The 15,907-nt window shown below is 64.7% G+C and carries 14 protein-coding genes; 9 read left to right on the top strand and 5 right to left on the bottom strand.

From position 1 onward, the window contains the following. Window positions 1–93 precede the first annotated feature (93 nt). The 6 genes from rnc to nagZ all read left to right on the top strand — a co-directional run bounded on the left by rnc (window position 94) and on the right by nagZ (window position 5,310). The gene (rnc, locus tag GWC77_RS15745) at window positions 94–1,170 is read left to right on the top strand and encodes a ribonuclease III (protein ID WP_173258351.1); all 1,077 of its coding nucleotides are present in this window, start codon (window positions 94–96) and stop codon (window positions 1,168–1,170) included. Between the two features lie 64 nt (window positions 1,171–1,234). Then, a complete protein-coding gene (gene era / locus GWC77_RS15740; protein WP_173258350.1) occupies window positions 1,235–2,134 on the top strand; it encodes a GTPase Era in 900 nt (299 codons plus the stop codon). Beyond that, a complete protein-coding gene (gene recO / locus GWC77_RS15735; RefSeq protein ID WP_173258348.1) occupies window positions 2,121–3,026 on the top strand; it encodes a DNA repair protein RecO in 906 nt (301 codons plus the stop codon). Before era ends, recO begins: the two co-directional genes overlap by 14 nt. Beyond that, entirely contained in the window at window positions 3,023–3,787 is a 765-nt protein-coding gene (pdxJ, locus tag GWC77_RS15730) for a pyridoxine 5'-phosphate synthase (RefSeq protein WP_173258346.1), read from the top strand. The genes recO and pdxJ overlap by 4 nt, the downstream gene beginning before the upstream one ends. Window positions 3,788–3,823: 36 nt before the next feature. Next, the gene (gene acpS, locus GWC77_RS15725) at window positions 3,824–4,231 is read left to right on the top strand and encodes a holo-ACP synthase (protein WP_173258344.1); all 408 of its coding nucleotides are present in this window, start codon (window positions 3,824–3,826) and stop codon (window positions 4,229–4,231) included. A gap of 50 nt (window positions 4,232–4,281) precedes the next feature. After that, complete coding sequence (gene nagZ / locus GWC77_RS15720; RefSeq protein WP_173258342.1) at window positions 4,282–5,310, top strand: beta-N-acetylhexosaminidase; 1,029 nt, start codon at window positions 4,282–4,284, stop codon at window positions 5,308–5,310. A 35-nt stretch (window positions 5,311–5,345) separates the two neighbouring features. Here the strand turns inward: nagZ and GWC77_RS15715 are convergent, their stop codons facing one another. The 3 genes from GWC77_RS15715 to earP form a co-directional block, all read right to left on the bottom strand. Further along, window positions 5,346–6,722, bottom strand: a complete 1,377-nt coding sequence (locus GWC77_RS15715; protein ID WP_173258340.1) for a sigma-54 dependent transcriptional regulator — start codon at window positions 6,720–6,722, stop codon at window positions 5,346–5,348. 310 nt (window positions 6,723–7,032) lie between these two features. Next, complete coding sequence (efp, locus tag GWC77_RS15710; protein ID WP_173258338.1) at window positions 7,033–7,590, bottom strand: elongation factor P; 558 nt, start codon at window positions 7,588–7,590, stop codon at window positions 7,033–7,035. An 88-nt stretch (window positions 7,591–7,678) separates the two neighbouring features. Next, on the bottom strand, window positions 7,679–8,875 hold the full coding sequence (gene earP, locus GWC77_RS15705; protein ID WP_173258336.1) for an elongation factor P maturation arginine rhamnosyltransferase EarP: 1,197 nt from the start codon (window positions 8,873–8,875) through the stop codon (window positions 7,679–7,681). 113 nt (window positions 8,876–8,988) lie between these two features. Between earP and uvrC the strand changes: the two genes are divergently transcribed. Together uvrC and pgsA are read left to right on the top strand one after the other, a co-directional pair. Next, entirely contained in the window at window positions 8,989–11,013 is a 2,025-nt protein-coding gene (gene uvrC / locus GWC77_RS15700; protein WP_173258334.1) for an excinuclease ABC subunit UvrC, read from the top strand. A 127-nt stretch (window positions 11,014–11,140) separates the two neighbouring features. Continuing rightward, a complete protein-coding gene (gene pgsA, locus GWC77_RS15695; RefSeq protein WP_173258332.1) occupies window positions 11,141–11,731 on the top strand; it encodes a CDP-diacylglycerol--glycerol-3-phosphate 3-phosphatidyltransferase in 591 nt (196 codons plus the stop codon). A 53-nt stretch (window positions 11,732–11,784) separates the two neighbouring features. Here pgsA and GWC77_RS15690 read toward each other — a convergent pair whose 3' ends face one another. Then, the gene (locus GWC77_RS15690; RefSeq protein WP_254366986.1) at window positions 11,785–13,695 is read right to left on the bottom strand and encodes a tetratricopeptide repeat protein; all 1,911 of its coding nucleotides are present in this window, start codon (window positions 13,693–13,695) and stop codon (window positions 11,785–11,787) included. A 141-nt stretch (window positions 13,696–13,836) separates the two neighbouring features. Between GWC77_RS15690 and GWC77_RS15685 the strand changes: the two genes are divergently transcribed. Beyond that, window positions 13,837–15,558 (top strand): FAD-dependent monooxygenase, encoded by a 1,722-nt coding sequence (locus tag GWC77_RS15685; RefSeq protein WP_173258328.1) that lies wholly within the window; start codon window positions 13,837–13,839, stop codon window positions 15,556–15,558. 42 nt (window positions 15,559–15,600) lie between these two features. Here the strand turns inward: GWC77_RS15685 and GWC77_RS15680 are convergent, their stop codons facing one another. Beyond that, window positions 15,601–15,843, bottom strand: a complete 243-nt coding sequence (locus tag GWC77_RS15680) for a formate dehydrogenase subunit delta (RefSeq protein WP_173258326.1) — start codon at window positions 15,841–15,843, stop codon at window positions 15,601–15,603. Between the last annotated feature and the right edge of the window lie 64 nt (window positions 15,844–15,907).

The raw sequence follows: 15,907 nt of genomic DNA, 5'->3' as shown, positions 1-15,907 counted from the left end.
GCGTCGGACCGTTTTCGACGCCACTCGCGTTACGCTTTTCGCGCACCGGCCACGCCCAATCGACCGGGCTGACGTGCGCGTTATACTCTGCACATGCCGCTATCTCCGCTGGAAAGCCGGTTGCGCTACGAATTTCGCAATGCGGAATTATTGCGCCAGGCGTTAACTCATCGCAGTCACAGTGCCTCGCACAACGAACGGCTCGAATTTTTGGGCGATTCCGTTCTAAATTGCGCGGTAGCCGCACTATTGTTTCAGCGATTCGGCAAATTGGACGAAGGCGATCTTTCCCGCGTGCGTGCCAACCTCGTCAAACAGCAGTCGCTGTACGAGATTGCTCAGGCCCTGAATATCGCGGACAGCCTCCGGCTCGGCGAAGGGGAACTGAGAAGCGGCGGTTTCAGGCGGCCTTCCATCCTTGCGGACGCGTTCGAGGCAATTCTCGGTGCCATCTTCCTGGACGGCGGGTTCGAGGCTGCCCAGACGGTCATCAAGCGTCTGTACGTGCCGATTCTCGACCACATCGACCCGCGCACGCTCGGCAAGGATTCGAAGACGCTGCTGCAGGAGTACCTGCAAGGCCACAAGATTGCGCTGCCCACCTACACCGTCGTGGCTACCCACGGTGCCGCCCACAATCAGCAGTTCGAAGTCGAATGCACGGTGCCGAAGCTCGAGGTGAAGGTTTCAGGGTCCGGTGCGAGCCGGCGTGCGGCCGAGCAGGCAGCGGCAAAAAAGGCGCTCGACGAAGTGCTGGCTCTGATGCCGGCCATGGGCGTCAAGACGAAGCGCTCGCGCGGCGCGCGTACGGCCAAGCAGGGTGAGCCCGAGGTGGTGCCGGGCGTGAAGGGCGTGCAGGCCGCGCTCGATCTGCGAGCGCCCGAACGAAAGGAGAAAGCGGCGCGCGGCGAAGCCAAGGCGGCTACGGCGGATGCCGAATCGGCCGAGCGTGCGCCAGCCGTGCCGCCGGCGATGATTCGCGCGGCCCACGTCGAGCACAAGCCCGCTTCGCGCGGGCAAGGCGAAGCCCCGGTCAAAGCGACGGAGACGGCGGCCAAGGCAGACGCGCCGAACGTCCCGTCGGATGCGGCTGCCGGTGGCGATACGGAGCTCGTCTCCGACATCGCCGGCGGCGCCCGCCCGCACGCGGCCGAACCCGATCATCCATGAGTGAAAGCGTGCGTTCGTCGCCTGAGCGAACGACGCGCCCCTATCCGAACCGGCAGCCAGCCACATGAACGACCCCCTCTCCACCGGTTTTCGCTGCGGCATGATCGCGATCGTCGGCCGTCCGAACGTCGGCAAGTCGACGCTGATGAATGCACTCGTCGGTCAGAAGATCAGTATCACGTCGCGCAAGGCGCAAACGACGCGCCATCGCATCACGGGTATCCATACGTTCGACGATGCGCAGTACGTCTTCGTCGATACGCCGGGGTTCCAGACGCAGCACAGCGGTGCGCTGAACCGTTCGCTGAACCGTGCCGTGACATCGACGCTCACCTCGGTCGATGCGATCCTCTTCGTCATCGAGGCCGGGCGCTTCGGTCCCGACGACCAGCGGGTACTCGATTTGATTCCGCCGTCGGTCCCGACGCTGCTGATCGCCAACAAGCTGGACCGTGTGAGCGACAAGAAAACGCTGTTCCCGTTTTTGCAGAAAATGGGCGCATTGCGCGATTTCAAGGAGATTGTTCCGCTCTCGGCCAAGCACCCTGACGACATCACACGGTTGCTCGCGACGATCAAGCCGTATCTGCCCGAAGGCGAGCCGATCTATGGCGAGGACGATCTGACCGATCGCAGCGAGCGCTTCCTGGCCGCGGAGATTTTGCGCGAAAAGGTGTTTCGCTGGACAGGGGACGAACTGCCTTATACGAGCACGGTGCTCATCGACAAATTCGAGACCGAGGGCCGTCTGCGTCGCGTGTTCGCGACGATTCTCGTCGACCGCGATTCGCACAAGGCGATGATCATCGGTCAGAAGGGCGCGAAGCTCAAGCAGATCAGCACCGAAGCGCGCCTGGACATGGAAAAACTGTTCGACGGGCCCGTCTACCTCGAGACTTTCATCAAGGTGAAGAGCGGCTGGGCCGATAACGAAGCCGGGCTGCGTGCCTATGGGTACGAATGACACGTGCGTGAGCGAATCGGCCCCCGGGCCGGGTGACGCGGACGGACAGTCTGGCCACGGTGAACCCGAGGGCGGCAGCGCATCGACCAACGCCCCGCCGCGCCGGCGCGCCCGGCGCCAGGGTAGCCAGGCGCATGGGGAGGCCCGCGCCAACACCCGTACATCGGCGCGTGCGTCTGAATACCGCATCGCGGAGCAGCCGGCTTTCGTCCTGCACAGCTATCCCTATCGCGAAACGAGTCTCGTCATCGATGTGTTTTCGCGTGATCACGGTCGGCTCGCGCTCGTCGCAAAGGGCGCGAAGCGTCCGCATTCGGCATTGCGCGGCGTGCTTCAGACGTTCCAGCCGCTTTCCATGTCGTGGTCGGGCAAATCGGAAATGCGCACGCTGACGGGCGCCGAATGGGTGGGCGGCATGCTGCCGCTTTCCGGCGACGCACTGTTGTGCGGCTTTTACGTCAACGAATTGCTCGTCAAGTTCTGCGCGCGCGAAGACCCGCATCCACAGCTTTTCCATCACTACGTGGTCACGCTCACCCGGCTTGCGCACGATGAGCCGGCGGTGCAGGTGCTCCGTTCGTTCGAGCGGGTCCTGCTGCGCGAAACCGGCTATGCGATGGCCCTCGATCGCACGGCCGCGCGCCGTGCGGTCGACGCCGGGGGCCGCTATGTCTTCGATCCCGAACGCGGCGTGTGCGAAGCGTCCCCCGATATGCCCGCCCATTGGCCCGTCGTCGCCGGACAGACGTTGCTCGATATGGAGAACGACGATTACCATCGCGTGCAGACTGTCGCGCAAAGCAAGACGCTCATGCGCTTTTTGCTCAACACCTATCTTGGCGGCGCACCGCTTGCGACGCGCCAGATCCTGATCGACCTCCAGAATCTATGAGCTTTTTTCTTACGTCGCCCCACGTGATCGATCTCGGTGTCAACATCGATCACGTTGCCACGCTGCGCAACGTGCGCGGCACGTCCTATCCCGATCCGATCGAGGCCGCGCTGCTGGCCGAGCATGCCGGTGCCGACGCGATCACGCTGCATCTGCGCGAGGATCGCCGCCACATCCGCGACGCCGATGTCCATGCGCTGCGTTCGCAGCTCACTACGCGGATGAACCTCGAGTGCGCCGTGACACAAGAGATGCTCGACATCGCGTGCGACGTCCGTCCGCACGATGTCTGTCTCGTGCCGGAAAAGCGTGCCGAACTCACGACCGAGGGCGGGCTCGATGTGGCCGGCCATCTCCAAGCCGTGCGTTCGGCCTGCCGTCAACTGGCCGATGCGGGTGCGCGCGTATCGCTTTTCATCGACGCCGAGGAAGCGCAGATTCGCGCCGCTCACGATGCCGGCGCGCCCGTCATCGAGCTGCACACGGGACGCTACGCCGATGCGCATGACGAGCGCGAGCAACGCGCGGAATACGAGCGGATCGTGCGCGGCGTTGCGCTTGGCGCGTCGCTCGGTTTGAAGGTCAACGCCGGCCACGGACTGCACTACACGAACGTTCAGCAGATCGCGGCAATCGAGGGCATCGTCGAGCTCAACATCGGGCATGCGATTGTCGCGCGCGCCGTGTTCACGGGCTGGGAAAACGCTGTGCGCGAGATGAAAGCCATCATGGTAGCCGCGCGGCTCGCGGCCACCCACTGATTGGCCTTCGGGGCAAGCTGCAAGGACAAAAAACGCATGGCGATCTACGGCATCGGCACGGATCTCATCCAGGTAAGCCGCGTCGCGGCGGTGATGACGCGCACGAATGGGCGCTTCGCGGAAAAAGTATTGGGCCCGGACGAATTGCGTGTCTATCATGCCAGGCGCACGCGCTCGGAAGCGCGAGGGCTGGCCTATCTGGCGACGCGTTTTTCGGCGAAAGAGGCTTTTTCCAAGGCGATCGGGCTCGGCATGCACTGGCCGATGACCTGGCGCGCGTTGCAAACACTGAACGAGGCGAGCGGCAAGCCGTTCGTCGTCGCGTCGGGAGAGCTTGCCGCGTGGCTCGCCGAGCGCGGTATCAGCGCGAGCGTGACCCTCAGCGATGAACGTGACTATGCCGTCTCCTTCGTCGTCGCGGAAACGGGTGGCACGGCGGACTGAACGCACCGCACGGTTTCATCTCCTTATTTTTTCGCAACGGATCTCAATCGATGAAGCGGATTCCCGGGCCTGTCATGCTCGATGTCGAGAGCACGGTACTCAACGAAAACGATGTGCGACGTCTCTCGCATCCGATGACGGGTGGCGTCATCCTGTTTGCCCGCCACTTCGAGGACCGCGCGCAACTGACGGCGCTGACCGACGCCATCCGCGCCGTGCGCGAGGAACTCATCATCGCGGTCGATCATGAAGGCGGGCGCGTGCAGCGCTTTCGCACCGATGGCTTTACGGTGCTGCCGCCCATGCGCCGGTTGGGCGAACTCTGGGACAAGGACGTACTGCTGGCGACGAAGGTCGCAACCGCGACAGGCTATATCCTGGCGTCCGAATTACGCGCTTGCGGCGTGGACCTCAGCTTCACGCCTGTGCTCGATCTCGACTACGGTCATTCGCAGGTGATCGGCGACCGCGCGTTTCACCGCGATCCGCGCGTCGTGACGTTGCTCGCCAAGAGTCTCAGCCATGGGCTCGCGCTGGCGGGCATGAGCAACTGCGGCAAGCACTTCCCAGGGCATGGCTTCGCGACAGCCGATTCGCACGTGGCGTTGCCGACCGACGATCGTCCGCTCGATACGATCCTGCGTGGCGACGCGGCGCCCTATGGTTGGCTCGACATTGCCCTCGGTTCGGTCATCCCGGCACACGTGATTTATACCCAGGTGGATGACAAGCCGGCCGGCTTCTCGCGCATCTGGCTCGAGGAAATCTTGCGCGGTAAGCTGGGCTTCACCGGTGCCATTTTCAGCGACGATCTGTCGATGGAGGCCGCGCGCGCGGGCGGTACGTTGACGCAAGCGGCTGCGGCGGCGCTCGCAGCGGGCTGCGACATGGTGCTCATCTGCAACCAGCCTCAAGCGGCCGAGACGGTGCTCGATGAGCTCAGGTATGCGCCGTCGAAGGAATCGGGGCGCAGGATCGGCCGATTGCGCGGGCGCGGCAAGCCGCCCCGATGGGGCAAGCTCGTCGCGCGCGCCGACTATCAGGCGGCGCAAAGGCTGCTGCGCAGCACGCTGGGCTGACGCGACATCCTGGGGGCCGCGGCCTGATGCCCGCTTCAGGCCATCTTCATGCGCTGCAGCTTGTTGTAAAGCGTCTTGGGGCTGATGCCGAGCAGTGTCGCCGCGCGGTGGCGCGTGCCGCCAACCGCATCGAGTGTCGCGCGAATCAGCAAATCCTCGACATCCGAAAGCGGTGTGCCGACCGTCACCTGAACGCTGCCGCCGTTCACACGCCGGCCGCCGATCGTGGTGGCCTCGTCGGCGCGCAGTGTATCGACGATATCGTCGGAGACGTTGTAGGCGCGCCGCACACGCTCGTGGAGCTCGCGCACATTCCCTGGCCAGTCGTAGCTGAGACATTCGCGCATGAGGTTCGGCCCGATGCGTTTGTTGACGGTGGCGAGCCCGCTTGCATTGATTTCGCGGTTGAGATCGTCGACGAGGGCTTCCGCCAGTAGCACCGCATCGTCGTCGCGCTCACGCAACGGCGGCAGCGCCACGGAAGCCGCATCGAGCCGCAGCCAAAGATCCTCTCGCAAGACGCCTGCGTTGACCGCTTCGCGAGGCGGTTTGCGCATCGTCGCGACGATGCGGCAATCGAGACTGATCGGATTCGCGCCGCCGGCACGGGTATAGGTCTGCGAATCCAGCGCACGAACGAGCGTTTCTTGCTGAGCGAGCGGCAGCTCGGCGATCTCGTCGAGAAACAGCGTCCCGCCGGCCGCCTGCTCGAACAGCCCCGGCTCCCGCCGCTCGGCGCCGATACCGGGCTCCTGGCCGAGCAGAATGCCGTCGAGGGGACGATCGGTATCGGTGTCGCGCGCGAAGCCGCGGCAATCGAAGACCACGAACGGTCCCTTGCGGCGCCGGCTCATCTCGTGCAGCGTGCGGGCGGCGACTTCTTTTCCGGCTCCGGCTTCGCCGGCAATCAGTACCGCGCTCTCGGTGGGTGCGAGGCGTTCGATCGAATCGTAGACGTGCTGAATCGCATTGCTGCGCCCGATCATTGGACCGAAGCGGCCGAGCCGGCGCAATTTCGCACGCAATGCCTGGACTTCCTCGGTGAGTTCGTAGGGCCGCGGAATGCGCGCGAGCAGGCTGCGCAGGCGCGGGATGTTGACGGGCTTGAGCAAGTAATCCCAAATGCCGTGGCGCAGCCCCTCGATCGCGCTTTCGACCGTCGCATTGCCGGTCATGACGATCACCGGGAGCACGCCATCCGGCTGGGCGGGCAGGTGCGAAAGCAGATCGAGACCGCTGCCGTCGGGCAGGTTCAGATCGATGAGCACGACATCGGGGATGAAGCGGCTCAACGCGGCGCGCGCTTCGGCGAGCGAGACGGCGGTGTCGACGGAAAATCCGTCTGCTGCGACGATCGCGGACAGGCCGGACAGGCTGTTGGGATCGTCTTCGACAATCAGAGCATGTGGCATTGCGGGCGGCAATCAATCAATTCAAGGGAGCGGCTCGCCCGGCGGACTGGGCCGGCGCCGGGCGAAAACGTTTTGAGCCGAATCGGCAATCGTTGCGACAAGCAGGTTTCACGCCATAAGAATTTTTGGTTTTAAAACAGCGGGCTAGCAAAAAACGCCAAGCATCGCTGCAGGTTTGTCGGGCCAGGGACGGAAAAAACGACCGGTAAAGTTTTCTCAACCATACACCAGTCATACGAAAAAAAAAGCGCCCCGATGGGGCGCCCGGATTCGGCAGGGTGCTTGCCGCTTGCTTTTGCTTTCTAGAAGCTTACGCGCGGCTGCGATATTCGTGCGTGCGCGTGTCGATTTCGATCTTGTCGCCGATATTGCAAAAGAGCGGGACTTGCAGTTCGAAGCCGGTGTTGATCTTGGCGGTCTTCAGGACCTTGCCCGACGACGTATCGCCCTTCACAGCCGGTTCCGTGTAGGTGATCTCGCGCACGACCGTGGTCGGCAGTTCGACGGAGATCGCCTTTTCGTTGTAGAACACTACTTCGCAGGCCATACCTTCCTGGAGATAGTTGAGCGCATCGCCCATCATCTCTTTTTCGACTTCGTACTGGTTGTAGTCGGCGTCCATGAACACGTACATCGGGTCGGCAAAGTACGAGTAGGTCACTTCCTTGCGGTCGAGCACGACGACGTCGAACTTGTCGTCGGCCTTGTAGACCGTTTCCATGCCCGCGCCCGTCAGCAGGTTCTTGAACTTCATCTTGACGACGGCGGCGTTGCGGCCCGATTTGTTGTATTCGGCTTTCTGGACGACCATGGCATCGCTGCCGATCATCACGACGTTGCCCGTGCGGAGTTCTTGTGCGATCTTCATAAAAAACACTGTCCTTGCGAATGAGGTTTCCTGTTGCTCAACGGCATCGATCGCTTGAAAACGCCAGACCGCCGTTGGAGATAACCGCTTATTTTAACTGGCTTTTTGCAAACTGCGCTAGGTTTGATGCGAGATCGCCGAGCGTCGCGAGCTCATCGGCCCAACTGGCGGCGCGCGCGTAAAAGGCTTCCCGGTGGGACCAGAAGTCCGCCCAGTCGGGCGTGCCGGCCCCGTTCCAGGCGTGCCAGAAGCGATCCATCGCCGCGCGAGCCGGGGCCGGCAGCGGGGCCGCATAGTGAGCCAGCGCGGCATCGAGCTTCGGCAGATGGGCGGCGTCGGCTTGCGGGTAGATGTGCCAGACGAGCGGCCGCCGCGCCCATTGCGCGCGCACGAAAGAGTCTTCTCCGCGCACGAAATTCAGGTCGCTTGCCCAGAGCATGGTGTCGAAGGCAGCTTGGGGCACGAACGGCAGCGCATGCGCGCGCAGGTTGCCACGCTCCGCCAGCGCCGCGGCCTTGAACGAAGCAAGATCGAAAAAGCGCGCGACCGCACCGGAGATGCGTCCTTCCGGCACGAGCAATATCACCGGGCCCGGCGCGTCGCGCCATTGCTCGAGCAGTGCTTCCACGGCGGGATTTTCGTACGCGAACAGCGAGATGACCGTTGCCTCGGGGCCGGGGGGCGGCCCGAGCGTCATGCGCTGCCACCACGTCTGGCGCGCTTCGAGGGACGAAAGGAAACGCTCGCGCGCCGCGTCGAGATCGCGCTCCTTGATGACACCGCCCGTGCCCTGCCCGAGACCGGGGAAGAAAAATGTCTTCACGAGCGCATGGCGTGGATGCGGTGAAGGTTTCAAGTGGACGTCGGCCACCCAGTCCTCGGCGCTCAGATACTCCAGGTTGAGCCAGACCGGCACGCGTTCTCGCCGCGCCATTGCCGCGAGATAGGGCGCCGGCAATTCGCAGGCGAACGCCTCGATGACGACATCGGCGACGCGCAACGTTTCGCCGGCATGAACGTCGTGCCATTGCTCAATCTCGATGCCGGCCACTGTCTGCCTTGCTGCGGCGACATCGACGGCCGGCTCGAGCCGCGCGAAAGTAGGAAGATCGTCCACGATCACGCGCACCTGCCAGCCATGTTCACCGGCTAGCTGGCGGGCCAGACGCCAGCAGACGCCGACATCGCCGAAGTTGTCGATGACGGCACAAAAGATGTCGCAGGCGAGCACGGTCGGCGCTGCACTCGCTGGCGCCGAGGCGCTCGGATGGTACGGATCGGACATGATGCAGCGCGCCGCGCGGGCGCGGGAGCCGGTGCAAATGTTCTAAACTGGCGATTCTAAAGCACGCCGTGCCGCCTCGCTGCCAGGCGCGGCGCTTTCCGTCCGACATCCGCATGACCGAACCGCACGCCCCCGAAACCGTCTTAGAGCCGAAGCGCATTCTGGCTCAATTGCCGCATATGCCCGGTGTCTACCGGTACTACGACAAGCTCGGTGCAGTGCTTTACGTGGGCAAGGCGCGCGACCTCAAAAAGCGCGTCTCGAGCTATTTCACGAAGACCCAGCTCTCGCCGCGCATCGCGATGATGGTCACGCGCATCGCACGCATCGAAACGACGGTGACGCGCTCCGAAGCCGAAGCGCTGCTGCTCGAGAACAATTTGATCAAGGCGCTGGCGCCGCGTTACAACATCCTGTTTCGCGACGACAAGTCCTACCCCTATCTCAAGCTGACGGGGCACAAGTTCCCCCGCATGGCGTATTACCGCGGAGCCGTCGACAAGAAGAATCAGTATTTCGGGCCGTTTCCGAGCGCGTGGGCGGTGCGCGAAAGCATCCAGATCCTGCAGCGCGTGTTTCAATTGCGGACCTGCGAGGACTCGGTGTTCAACAACCGCACGCGGCCTTGCCTGCTGCATCAGATCGCGCGCTGCACAGCGCCGTGCGTCGGTGCGATCAGCGAGGAGGACTATGCGCGCGACGTCGAAAACGCATCGCGCTTTTTGCTCGGCCGCCAAAGCGAGGTGATGAAAGAGCTCGAGACGAAGATGCATGCCTTCGCGGCGGAGCTCAAGTTCGAGCAGGCGGCGGCCGTGCGCAACCAGATGAGTTCGCTGTCGACGGTCCTTCATCAGCAGGCGATCGAAGTCGGCAGCGACAGCGATGTGGACATCCTCGCCGTCGTCGCGCAAGGAGGACGCGTCTGCGTCAATCTGGCAATGGTCCGCGGCGGGCGGCACCTCGGCGACAAGGCCTATTTCCCGGCGCATGTCGACACCCCGCCCGGCGTCGAGGAGCCGGCGTTGGAGGCTGCGCTGGATGCGCCCGGGCCGCTCGACGCCGACGACATGCCGGAATCCGGCATCGTGGGAGGCATCGAAGCCGAGGTCCTCGAAGCGTTTATCGCGCAGCACTACCTCGGCAATCGGGTACCGCCGGTGCTCGTCGTCAGCCACGCTCCGGCGAGCCGCGAACTCGTCGATCTCCTGAGCGAGCAGGCGGGCCACAAGGTCACGCTCGTGCGTCAACCTCAAGGCCAAAAACGCGTCTGGCTCGGCATGGCCGAAAACAATGCCCGTCTTGCGCTGACGCGACTGCTGTCGGAGCAGGGCTCGCAGCAAGCGCGCACACGCGCACTCGCCGAAACGCTCGGTCTCGAATGCGACGATCTCGCGCATCTGCGTGTCGAATGCTTCGACATCAGCCATACGATGGGCGAGGCCACACAGGCTTCGTGCGTCGTGTACCGCGATCACAAGATGCAGTCGAGCGAGTACCGGCGCTACAACATCACCGGAATCACGCCCGGGGACGATTACGCGGCCATGCGCCAAGTGTTGACGCGCCGGTACGAGAAGATGGTCGAGTCGGCCGCGGGCAACGCGGACGATCGCGCTGCCGAGCTGCAGCCCGAGGCGGCAGCCGATCCGGGGCTCGCCGCCGATGCGGCCGAACCGACCGCGGCCGGCGGCACGCTGCCGAATATCGTGCTGATCGATGGCGGCAAAGGGCAGGTCGAGGTCGCGCGCCAGGTCTTCGCGGAGCTGGGGATCGACCGCTCGATTCTCGTCGGCGTGGCGAAAGGAGAAGGGCGCAAGGTGGGACTCGAAACCCTCGTGTTCGCCGACGGCCGCGCACCGCTGGAGCTCGGCAAGGAAAGCGCTGCGCTCATGCTGGTCGCCCAGATTCGCGACGAGGCGCATCGCTTTGCGATTACCGGCATGCGCGCCAAGCGTGCCAAGGCGCGCCAGACCTCGCGGTTGGAAGAGCTCGAGGGCATCGGCGCCAAACGCCGGCAGCGGCTTTTGGCGCGATTTGGCGGGCTGCGCGGCGTGGTGGCGGCAAGCGTCGAGGATCTGGCAAGCGTCGAAGGTATTTCGCTCGCGTTGGCCGAGCAGATCTACAAGCAACTGCACTGAAGGGGCGCGAAGGGCATCGGCGGCTGAGACGCCCACCGCTGCGGCTTGGCTTGTGGCGGGTCCGTCGACACGGCACAATGGCGTCTCCTTGTTCCGTTAACTTCGCGGGGCCGCCGGCCATTCGCTCATGCCGTTCAATTTTCCGATTTTCCTGACGTGGCTGCGGATCGTGCTGATTCCGCTCGTCGTTGGCGTGTTCTATGTGCCGGACGCGTGGATGAGCGAGCCGCATCGCAACGCGGCGGCCTGCGTCATCTTCGTGCTCGCCGCGCTGACCGACTGGTTCGACGGCTATCTCGCCCGCAAATGGAATCAGACCTCGGCGTTCGGTGCGTTTCTCGATCCCGTGGCAGACAAGCTGATGGTGACGGCCGCGCTCCTGATCCTGGTACAGCTCGGCCGCATCGAAGCGGCGATCGCGCTCGTGATCGTGGGGCGCGAAATCGCGATCTCAGCCCTGCGCGAATGGATGGCGCAAATCGGAGCATCGAAAAGCGTGGCGGTCAATCAGCTCGGCAAGTTCAAGACGGCCTGCCAGATGGTTGCGATTCCGATGCTGCTCTTCGAGGCGCCGCTGCGCATCGGTGGGTGGGTCATCGCGACACACGTTTGGGGCGTCTGGCTCATCTATCTCGCTGCCGTCCTGACGATCTGGTCGATGCTGTATTACATGAAGCTTGCCTGGCCTCAAATTCGCGAGCGCGGCGGCATTCTGTAGGGCGCAAGGCTCTCGGCGTTCGTCGAAACGTTTTTCTGACGGATCGAGCCTCGTTAAAGACCCAGTTCGCGCCGCAAAAGCCGCGCGGCGGCTTGCGTCACCTCCAGCCACGCGCCGGGCATCGGTTGGCGAATCAGGCGTGCGCTCGGATACCACGGAGTGGGCTCCCCAGCCATGTCGGCTTGCGCCGGCGTGCCGGGCTCAGGCGTGAACCATCGCCAATCGGCGGCGAACGGCAGCATCAGCAAAAGCGGTTTGCCCAGTGCGCCGGCAAGGTGGGCAATCGACGTATCGATCGACACCACGGCATCGAGCCTTTCGACGATGGCGGCGGTATCGGCGAAGTCGCGAATCCGGCCGTCGTAACGATGAATCGACGCGCGCTTGGCCTGCATGGCCAGCGATTGCGCATCGAGTTCGCCGATAGCCGGCTGCAGAACGATCCAGTCGATGCCCGCAAGCGCGAAAAGCGGCGCGAGTGCGTCGACCGGCATCGTGCGCGTCTCGTGGGCCTGAATGCGACCGGCCCACGCGATTCCCACCTTGAAACGCGCGTGACCGCCCAGCGAGCCCCGCCAGCGGCGTCGGTAAGGCCCGGGTACTTCGACGTAGCGGCGTTGGGCGGGCAGTGTGTCGCGCGTCGTGCCGAGCGCAAGCGGCAGGCTCAGTAGCGGGCACTGCAGATCGGCTTCGACTTGAGCTTCGTCGCGCGCTACGATCTTGACCCGCCAAAGCAGGCCGAGCGGCTCGAGGAGCGGCAGCAGCTCGGGCTGCACGGCAAATACGACACGCCTCGCGCGTTCGCGCGCGAGCGGCACGAAGCGCATGAATTGAAGCGTATCGCCGAAGCCCTGTTCGGCCTCGACGAGTAGCGTCCGCGTTTCGATCGGCTCGCCATGCCAGCGGGGCAGGGTACGTTGCACCGCGCGGCCCGATGCGGCGTCGGCGGCCGCCGCCAGTTCCAGCCGGGCTTCGTATTCGGGCAACCCCCGCGCGAAGTCGCCGAGTGCAAGCAGCGTCAGCGCCCGGTTCAGCCGGACCGAAGCGAGTTCCGGACGCAGCCGCAATGCCTGATCGTATGCGCGCAGCGCTGCATCGTGCGCGCAAAGCGCATGGTGCGCGTTGCCGAGACTGAGCCAGGCGAGGCTCATGCGCGGATCGAGCCCGACCGCGCGCTCGAGTGTGGAGATCGCCTGCGCATGACGGCCCAGCGCGGCGAGCGCATTGCCGAGCCCGAGAAGTGCCGGTGCAAACGGCGCGTGCAGCGCGAGTGCCGCCTCGAATGCCGTGACGGCCTGCTCGTGCAGGCCTGTCGCGTCGAGCGTGTTACCCAGATTGAAGTGTGCGGCGATGAAGCGCGGCTCGAGCGCCAGCGCCCGGCGGAAATGCTCGATGGCGTCATCGGCTCGGCCGAGTGCCGCATAGGCCATGCCGAGGTTGTTATGAGCGCCCGCGTGGTCGGGGCGCAGGGCCAGCGCCTGCCTGAAAGCCTCGATCGCGTCGTCGTGCCGCCCAACCGCGTGCAGCGCGTTGCCGAGATTGTTCCAGGTCGGCGCGTCGTCGGGCGTAAGAAGCAGCGAGCGCTCGAATGCGTCGACGGCGTCCGCGTGCCGGCCTGCCGCTGCATAGGCGTTGCCAAGGTTGTAATGCGCGAGCGGGAACTCGGGTGCAAGCGACAGCGCGTTGCGAAACCGCTCGATGGCACCGTCCAGTTGGCCGAGCGCCTTCAGTGCATTACCGAGGTTGAGCTGCAGGCCGGCGTCGTCCGGACGCAGCCGTACCGCGCGGCCGACGAGATCGGCAGCTTCGGCGTGTCGTCCTTGCTGATGGCGCAGTACGCCGAGCAGATGCAAGGCGTCGGCGTGCGTGGGGTCGGCGGCGAGCGCCGCGCGATAATCGCGCTCGGCGTCGGCGAGCCTTCCGTCACGATGGGCCGCGTAAGCGCGGGCGAAAAGAGAATCCATGACGGCGGGAAAAGCGGTGAACGCGGCATTTTCCCACACTCGCCGCGCCACGCGAAAAGCGCGTTCGCCGCGGCGGCCAGCGGGCGGCCAGCGGGCGGCCAGCGTACACTAGGCGAGTCGTGGTTCGCCGGAGGAAAACGCATGGCCGCCGCCGCAAACGAGCAGCCCGTGCTGATCGTCGGCGCAGGCCCAACCGGGCTTGCCGCCGCGATGAGCCTCGCACGTGCGCAGGTCGCCGTGCGCATCATCGATCGAGCGCCGCAACCGGCAGCGCACTCGCGTGCGATCGGCATACAAGCCCGCACGCTCGAACTCCTGGAGCAGCATCGCGTCGTCGAGCCGTTTCTCGCGGCCGGTCACCGGTTGCGAGCCGCCAACCTGTATTCGAACGGTCATCGGGTCGCGCGGCTCGATTTCGACCCGCTGCAGACGCGCTATCCCTACTTGATGTGTCTCGATCAGACAGTGACGGAGCGTATCCTGACCGAGCATCTCGCCACTTTCGGCGTGACAGTGGAACGCGGTACCGAACTGGTCGGCCTGACGCAGGGGGCCGCGCGCGCCGAGGCGGAACTCGTTGGCGCCGACGGCCGGCGCGAGACGGTGCACGTCCCATTCATCGTCGCGGCCGACGGCGCTCATAGCACCGTGCGCCGCTTGCTCGGACTCAGCTTTGCCGGTAAGACATTCGAGCAGACGTTCGTGTTGGCGGACCTGCATGCCGATTGGGATTTGCCCGACGACGAGTTCCATCTATTTGCATCGGGAGAGGGCTTGGCGGCCGTGTTCCCGATGGGCGGCGGCCGTCACCGGTTCATCGCCGATCACCCGGAGCCGGTCGCCGATGCAAAGGCAAAGCCGCAGGCGCACGCCGATGCAAGTTCGCGCGACGATGACGATCCGCCCGGCGATCCACCGCTCGCGCTTTTTCGCGAGACTGCCGGGCGCCGCATCCATCGTCCGCTCGAGTTGTCGGGGCTTGAATGGTCGTCGTATTTTCGGTTGAACAGCCGGATGGTCGACCGGTTGCGCGTGCAACGTACTTTCCTCGCGGGCGACGCGGCGCATGTGCATAGTCCGGCTGGCGCACAGGGCATGAACACCGGCATCCAGGAAGCATTCAATCTGGGCTGGAAAGTGGCGCGCGTGCTCAAAGGACACGCGTCGGAGCACCTGCTCGATACCTACCAGGCGGAGCGTCACCCCATCGAGCGCGACGTACTGCGGCAGACGAACTTCATTACCCAGTTGGCCGAGGCCGAACGGGGGCCGCTGAAGCTGTTGCGCGAACGGGCGATGCCGATCCTCGCGGCATTCGGGCCGCTGCGCGATGCGGCGCGCCTGATGGTGAGCGAGCTTTCGATTCAGTACCGGCGCAGCGCGCTGACGCTCGAGCGCGTGCTCGATGGAGGCCCACGTGCCGGCGAGCGGGCGCCGGATGCACTCGTGCATGTGATCGATGGGCCGCTCGGCCGGGCACCGGGCACCGGCTGCATTTTCGATCTGCACGACCCAGCCTACTTTTCGCTCTTTTTACTGGTGGGCGCGCCCGGCGACGATCCGAGGCGTTTCGATGCCTCCGACGCGCTTGCCGAGACGTCGGCACCGACCGATCCGAGCATCGAGAAGCTTGCCTCGCTCGTCGAGCGTGTATTGGCGGGGAATGTGCGCATTTGGCGTGTGACCGATGCGCAAAGCGGAAGCGGCACGCCGCTGATGGAGGCTTACGGAAGGACTCGCCCGGCGTTCTATCTGCTGCGGCCCGATGGCTACATTTGTGCGCGTGGCCGTCCGTCATCCGATGCCAGCGCACTGGCAAGGCATTGCGAGACCTGGTTCGCGGCGGGGCGCGAAAACGGTTGACGGTTGCTGTTCCCCCGGGGGAGCGATTCCCCGGGGTTCAGATCATGCAGCTTCGGCTGGCGTGAGCTTCTCGCGTGTCTGGATCAATGCGTCTTTGACGATCGGCAGCATTGCGGCGCTCGCTTGAGCATCGTCGAGTGTCGCCAGAATCGCCCGCCGCATGCGCGGCTCCCAAAAGCGCCGGATGTGCTCCGAGATGCCGGCAAGGGCCTCGTCGCGATTGGGCATCGATTCGAAGAACTCGCCGATGCGGTTGGCCATCTCGATCAGGTGCTGCTCGTTCATCGTCGGTCTCTCACTATGCTCACTTGCCCGTGCCCGCATGGGCCGCGCCGCGCTCGCGCTCGTT

It is taken from the genome of Paraburkholderia sp. NMBU_R16 (genome assembly GCF_013282575.1).
Taxonomy (GTDB): Bacteria; Pseudomonadota; Gammaproteobacteria; order Burkholderiales; family Burkholderiaceae; genus Trinickia.
This window is presented reverse-complemented; position numbering and strand designations above follow the sequence as displayed.

What these genes read in the sequence shown, in the direction of transcription:
- pdxJ (WP_173258346.1), top strand. Translation starts at nt 3,023, where the DNA reads ATGAGCTTTTTTCTTACGTCGCCCCACGTGATCGATCTCGGTGTCAAC.
- GWC77_RS15715 (WP_173258340.1), bottom strand. Translation starts at nt 6,722, where the DNA reads ATGCCACATGCTCTGATTGTCGAAGACGATCCCAACAGCCTGTCCGGC.
- GWC77_RS15680 (WP_173258326.1), bottom strand. Translation starts at nt 15,843, where the DNA reads ATGAACGAGCAGCACCTGATCGAGATGGCCAACCGCATCGGCGAGTTC.
- nagZ (WP_173258342.1), top strand. Translation starts at nt 4,282, where the DNA reads ATGAAGCGGATTCCCGGGCCTGTCATGCTCGATGTCGAGAGCACGGTA.
- earP (WP_173258336.1), bottom strand. Translation starts at nt 8,875, where the DNA reads ATGTCCGATCCGTACCATCCGAGCGCCTCGGCGCCAGCGAGTGCAGCG.
- acpS (WP_173258344.1), top strand. Translation starts at nt 3,824, where the DNA reads ATGGCGATCTACGGCATCGGCACGGATCTCATCCAGGTAAGCCGCGTC.
- efp (WP_173258338.1), bottom strand. Translation starts at nt 7,590, where the DNA reads ATGAAGATCGCACAAGAACTCCGCACGGGCAACGTCGTGATGATCGGC.
- recO (WP_173258348.1), top strand. Translation starts at nt 2,121, where the DNA reads ATGGGTACGAATGACACGTGCGTGAGCGAATCGGCCCCCGGGCCGGGT.
- GWC77_RS15685 (WP_173258328.1), top strand. Translation starts at nt 13,837, where the DNA reads ATGGCCGCCGCCGCAAACGAGCAGCCCGTGCTGATCGTCGGCGCAGGC.
- uvrC (WP_173258334.1), top strand. Translation starts at nt 8,989, where the DNA reads ATGACCGAACCGCACGCCCCCGAAACCGTCTTAGAGCCGAAGCGCATT.
- era (WP_173258350.1), top strand. Translation starts at nt 1,235, where the DNA reads ATGAACGACCCCCTCTCCACCGGTTTTCGCTGCGGCATGATCGCGATC.
- pgsA (WP_173258332.1), top strand. Translation starts at nt 11,141, where the DNA reads ATGCCGTTCAATTTTCCGATTTTCCTGACGTGGCTGCGGATCGTGCTG.
- GWC77_RS15690 (WP_254366986.1), bottom strand. Translation starts at nt 13,695, where the DNA reads ATGGATTCTCTTTTCGCCCGCGCTTACGCGGCCCATCGTGACGGAAGG.
- rnc (WP_173258351.1), top strand. Translation starts at nt 94, where the DNA reads ATGCCGCTATCTCCGCTGGAAAGCCGGTTGCGCTACGAATTTCGCAAT.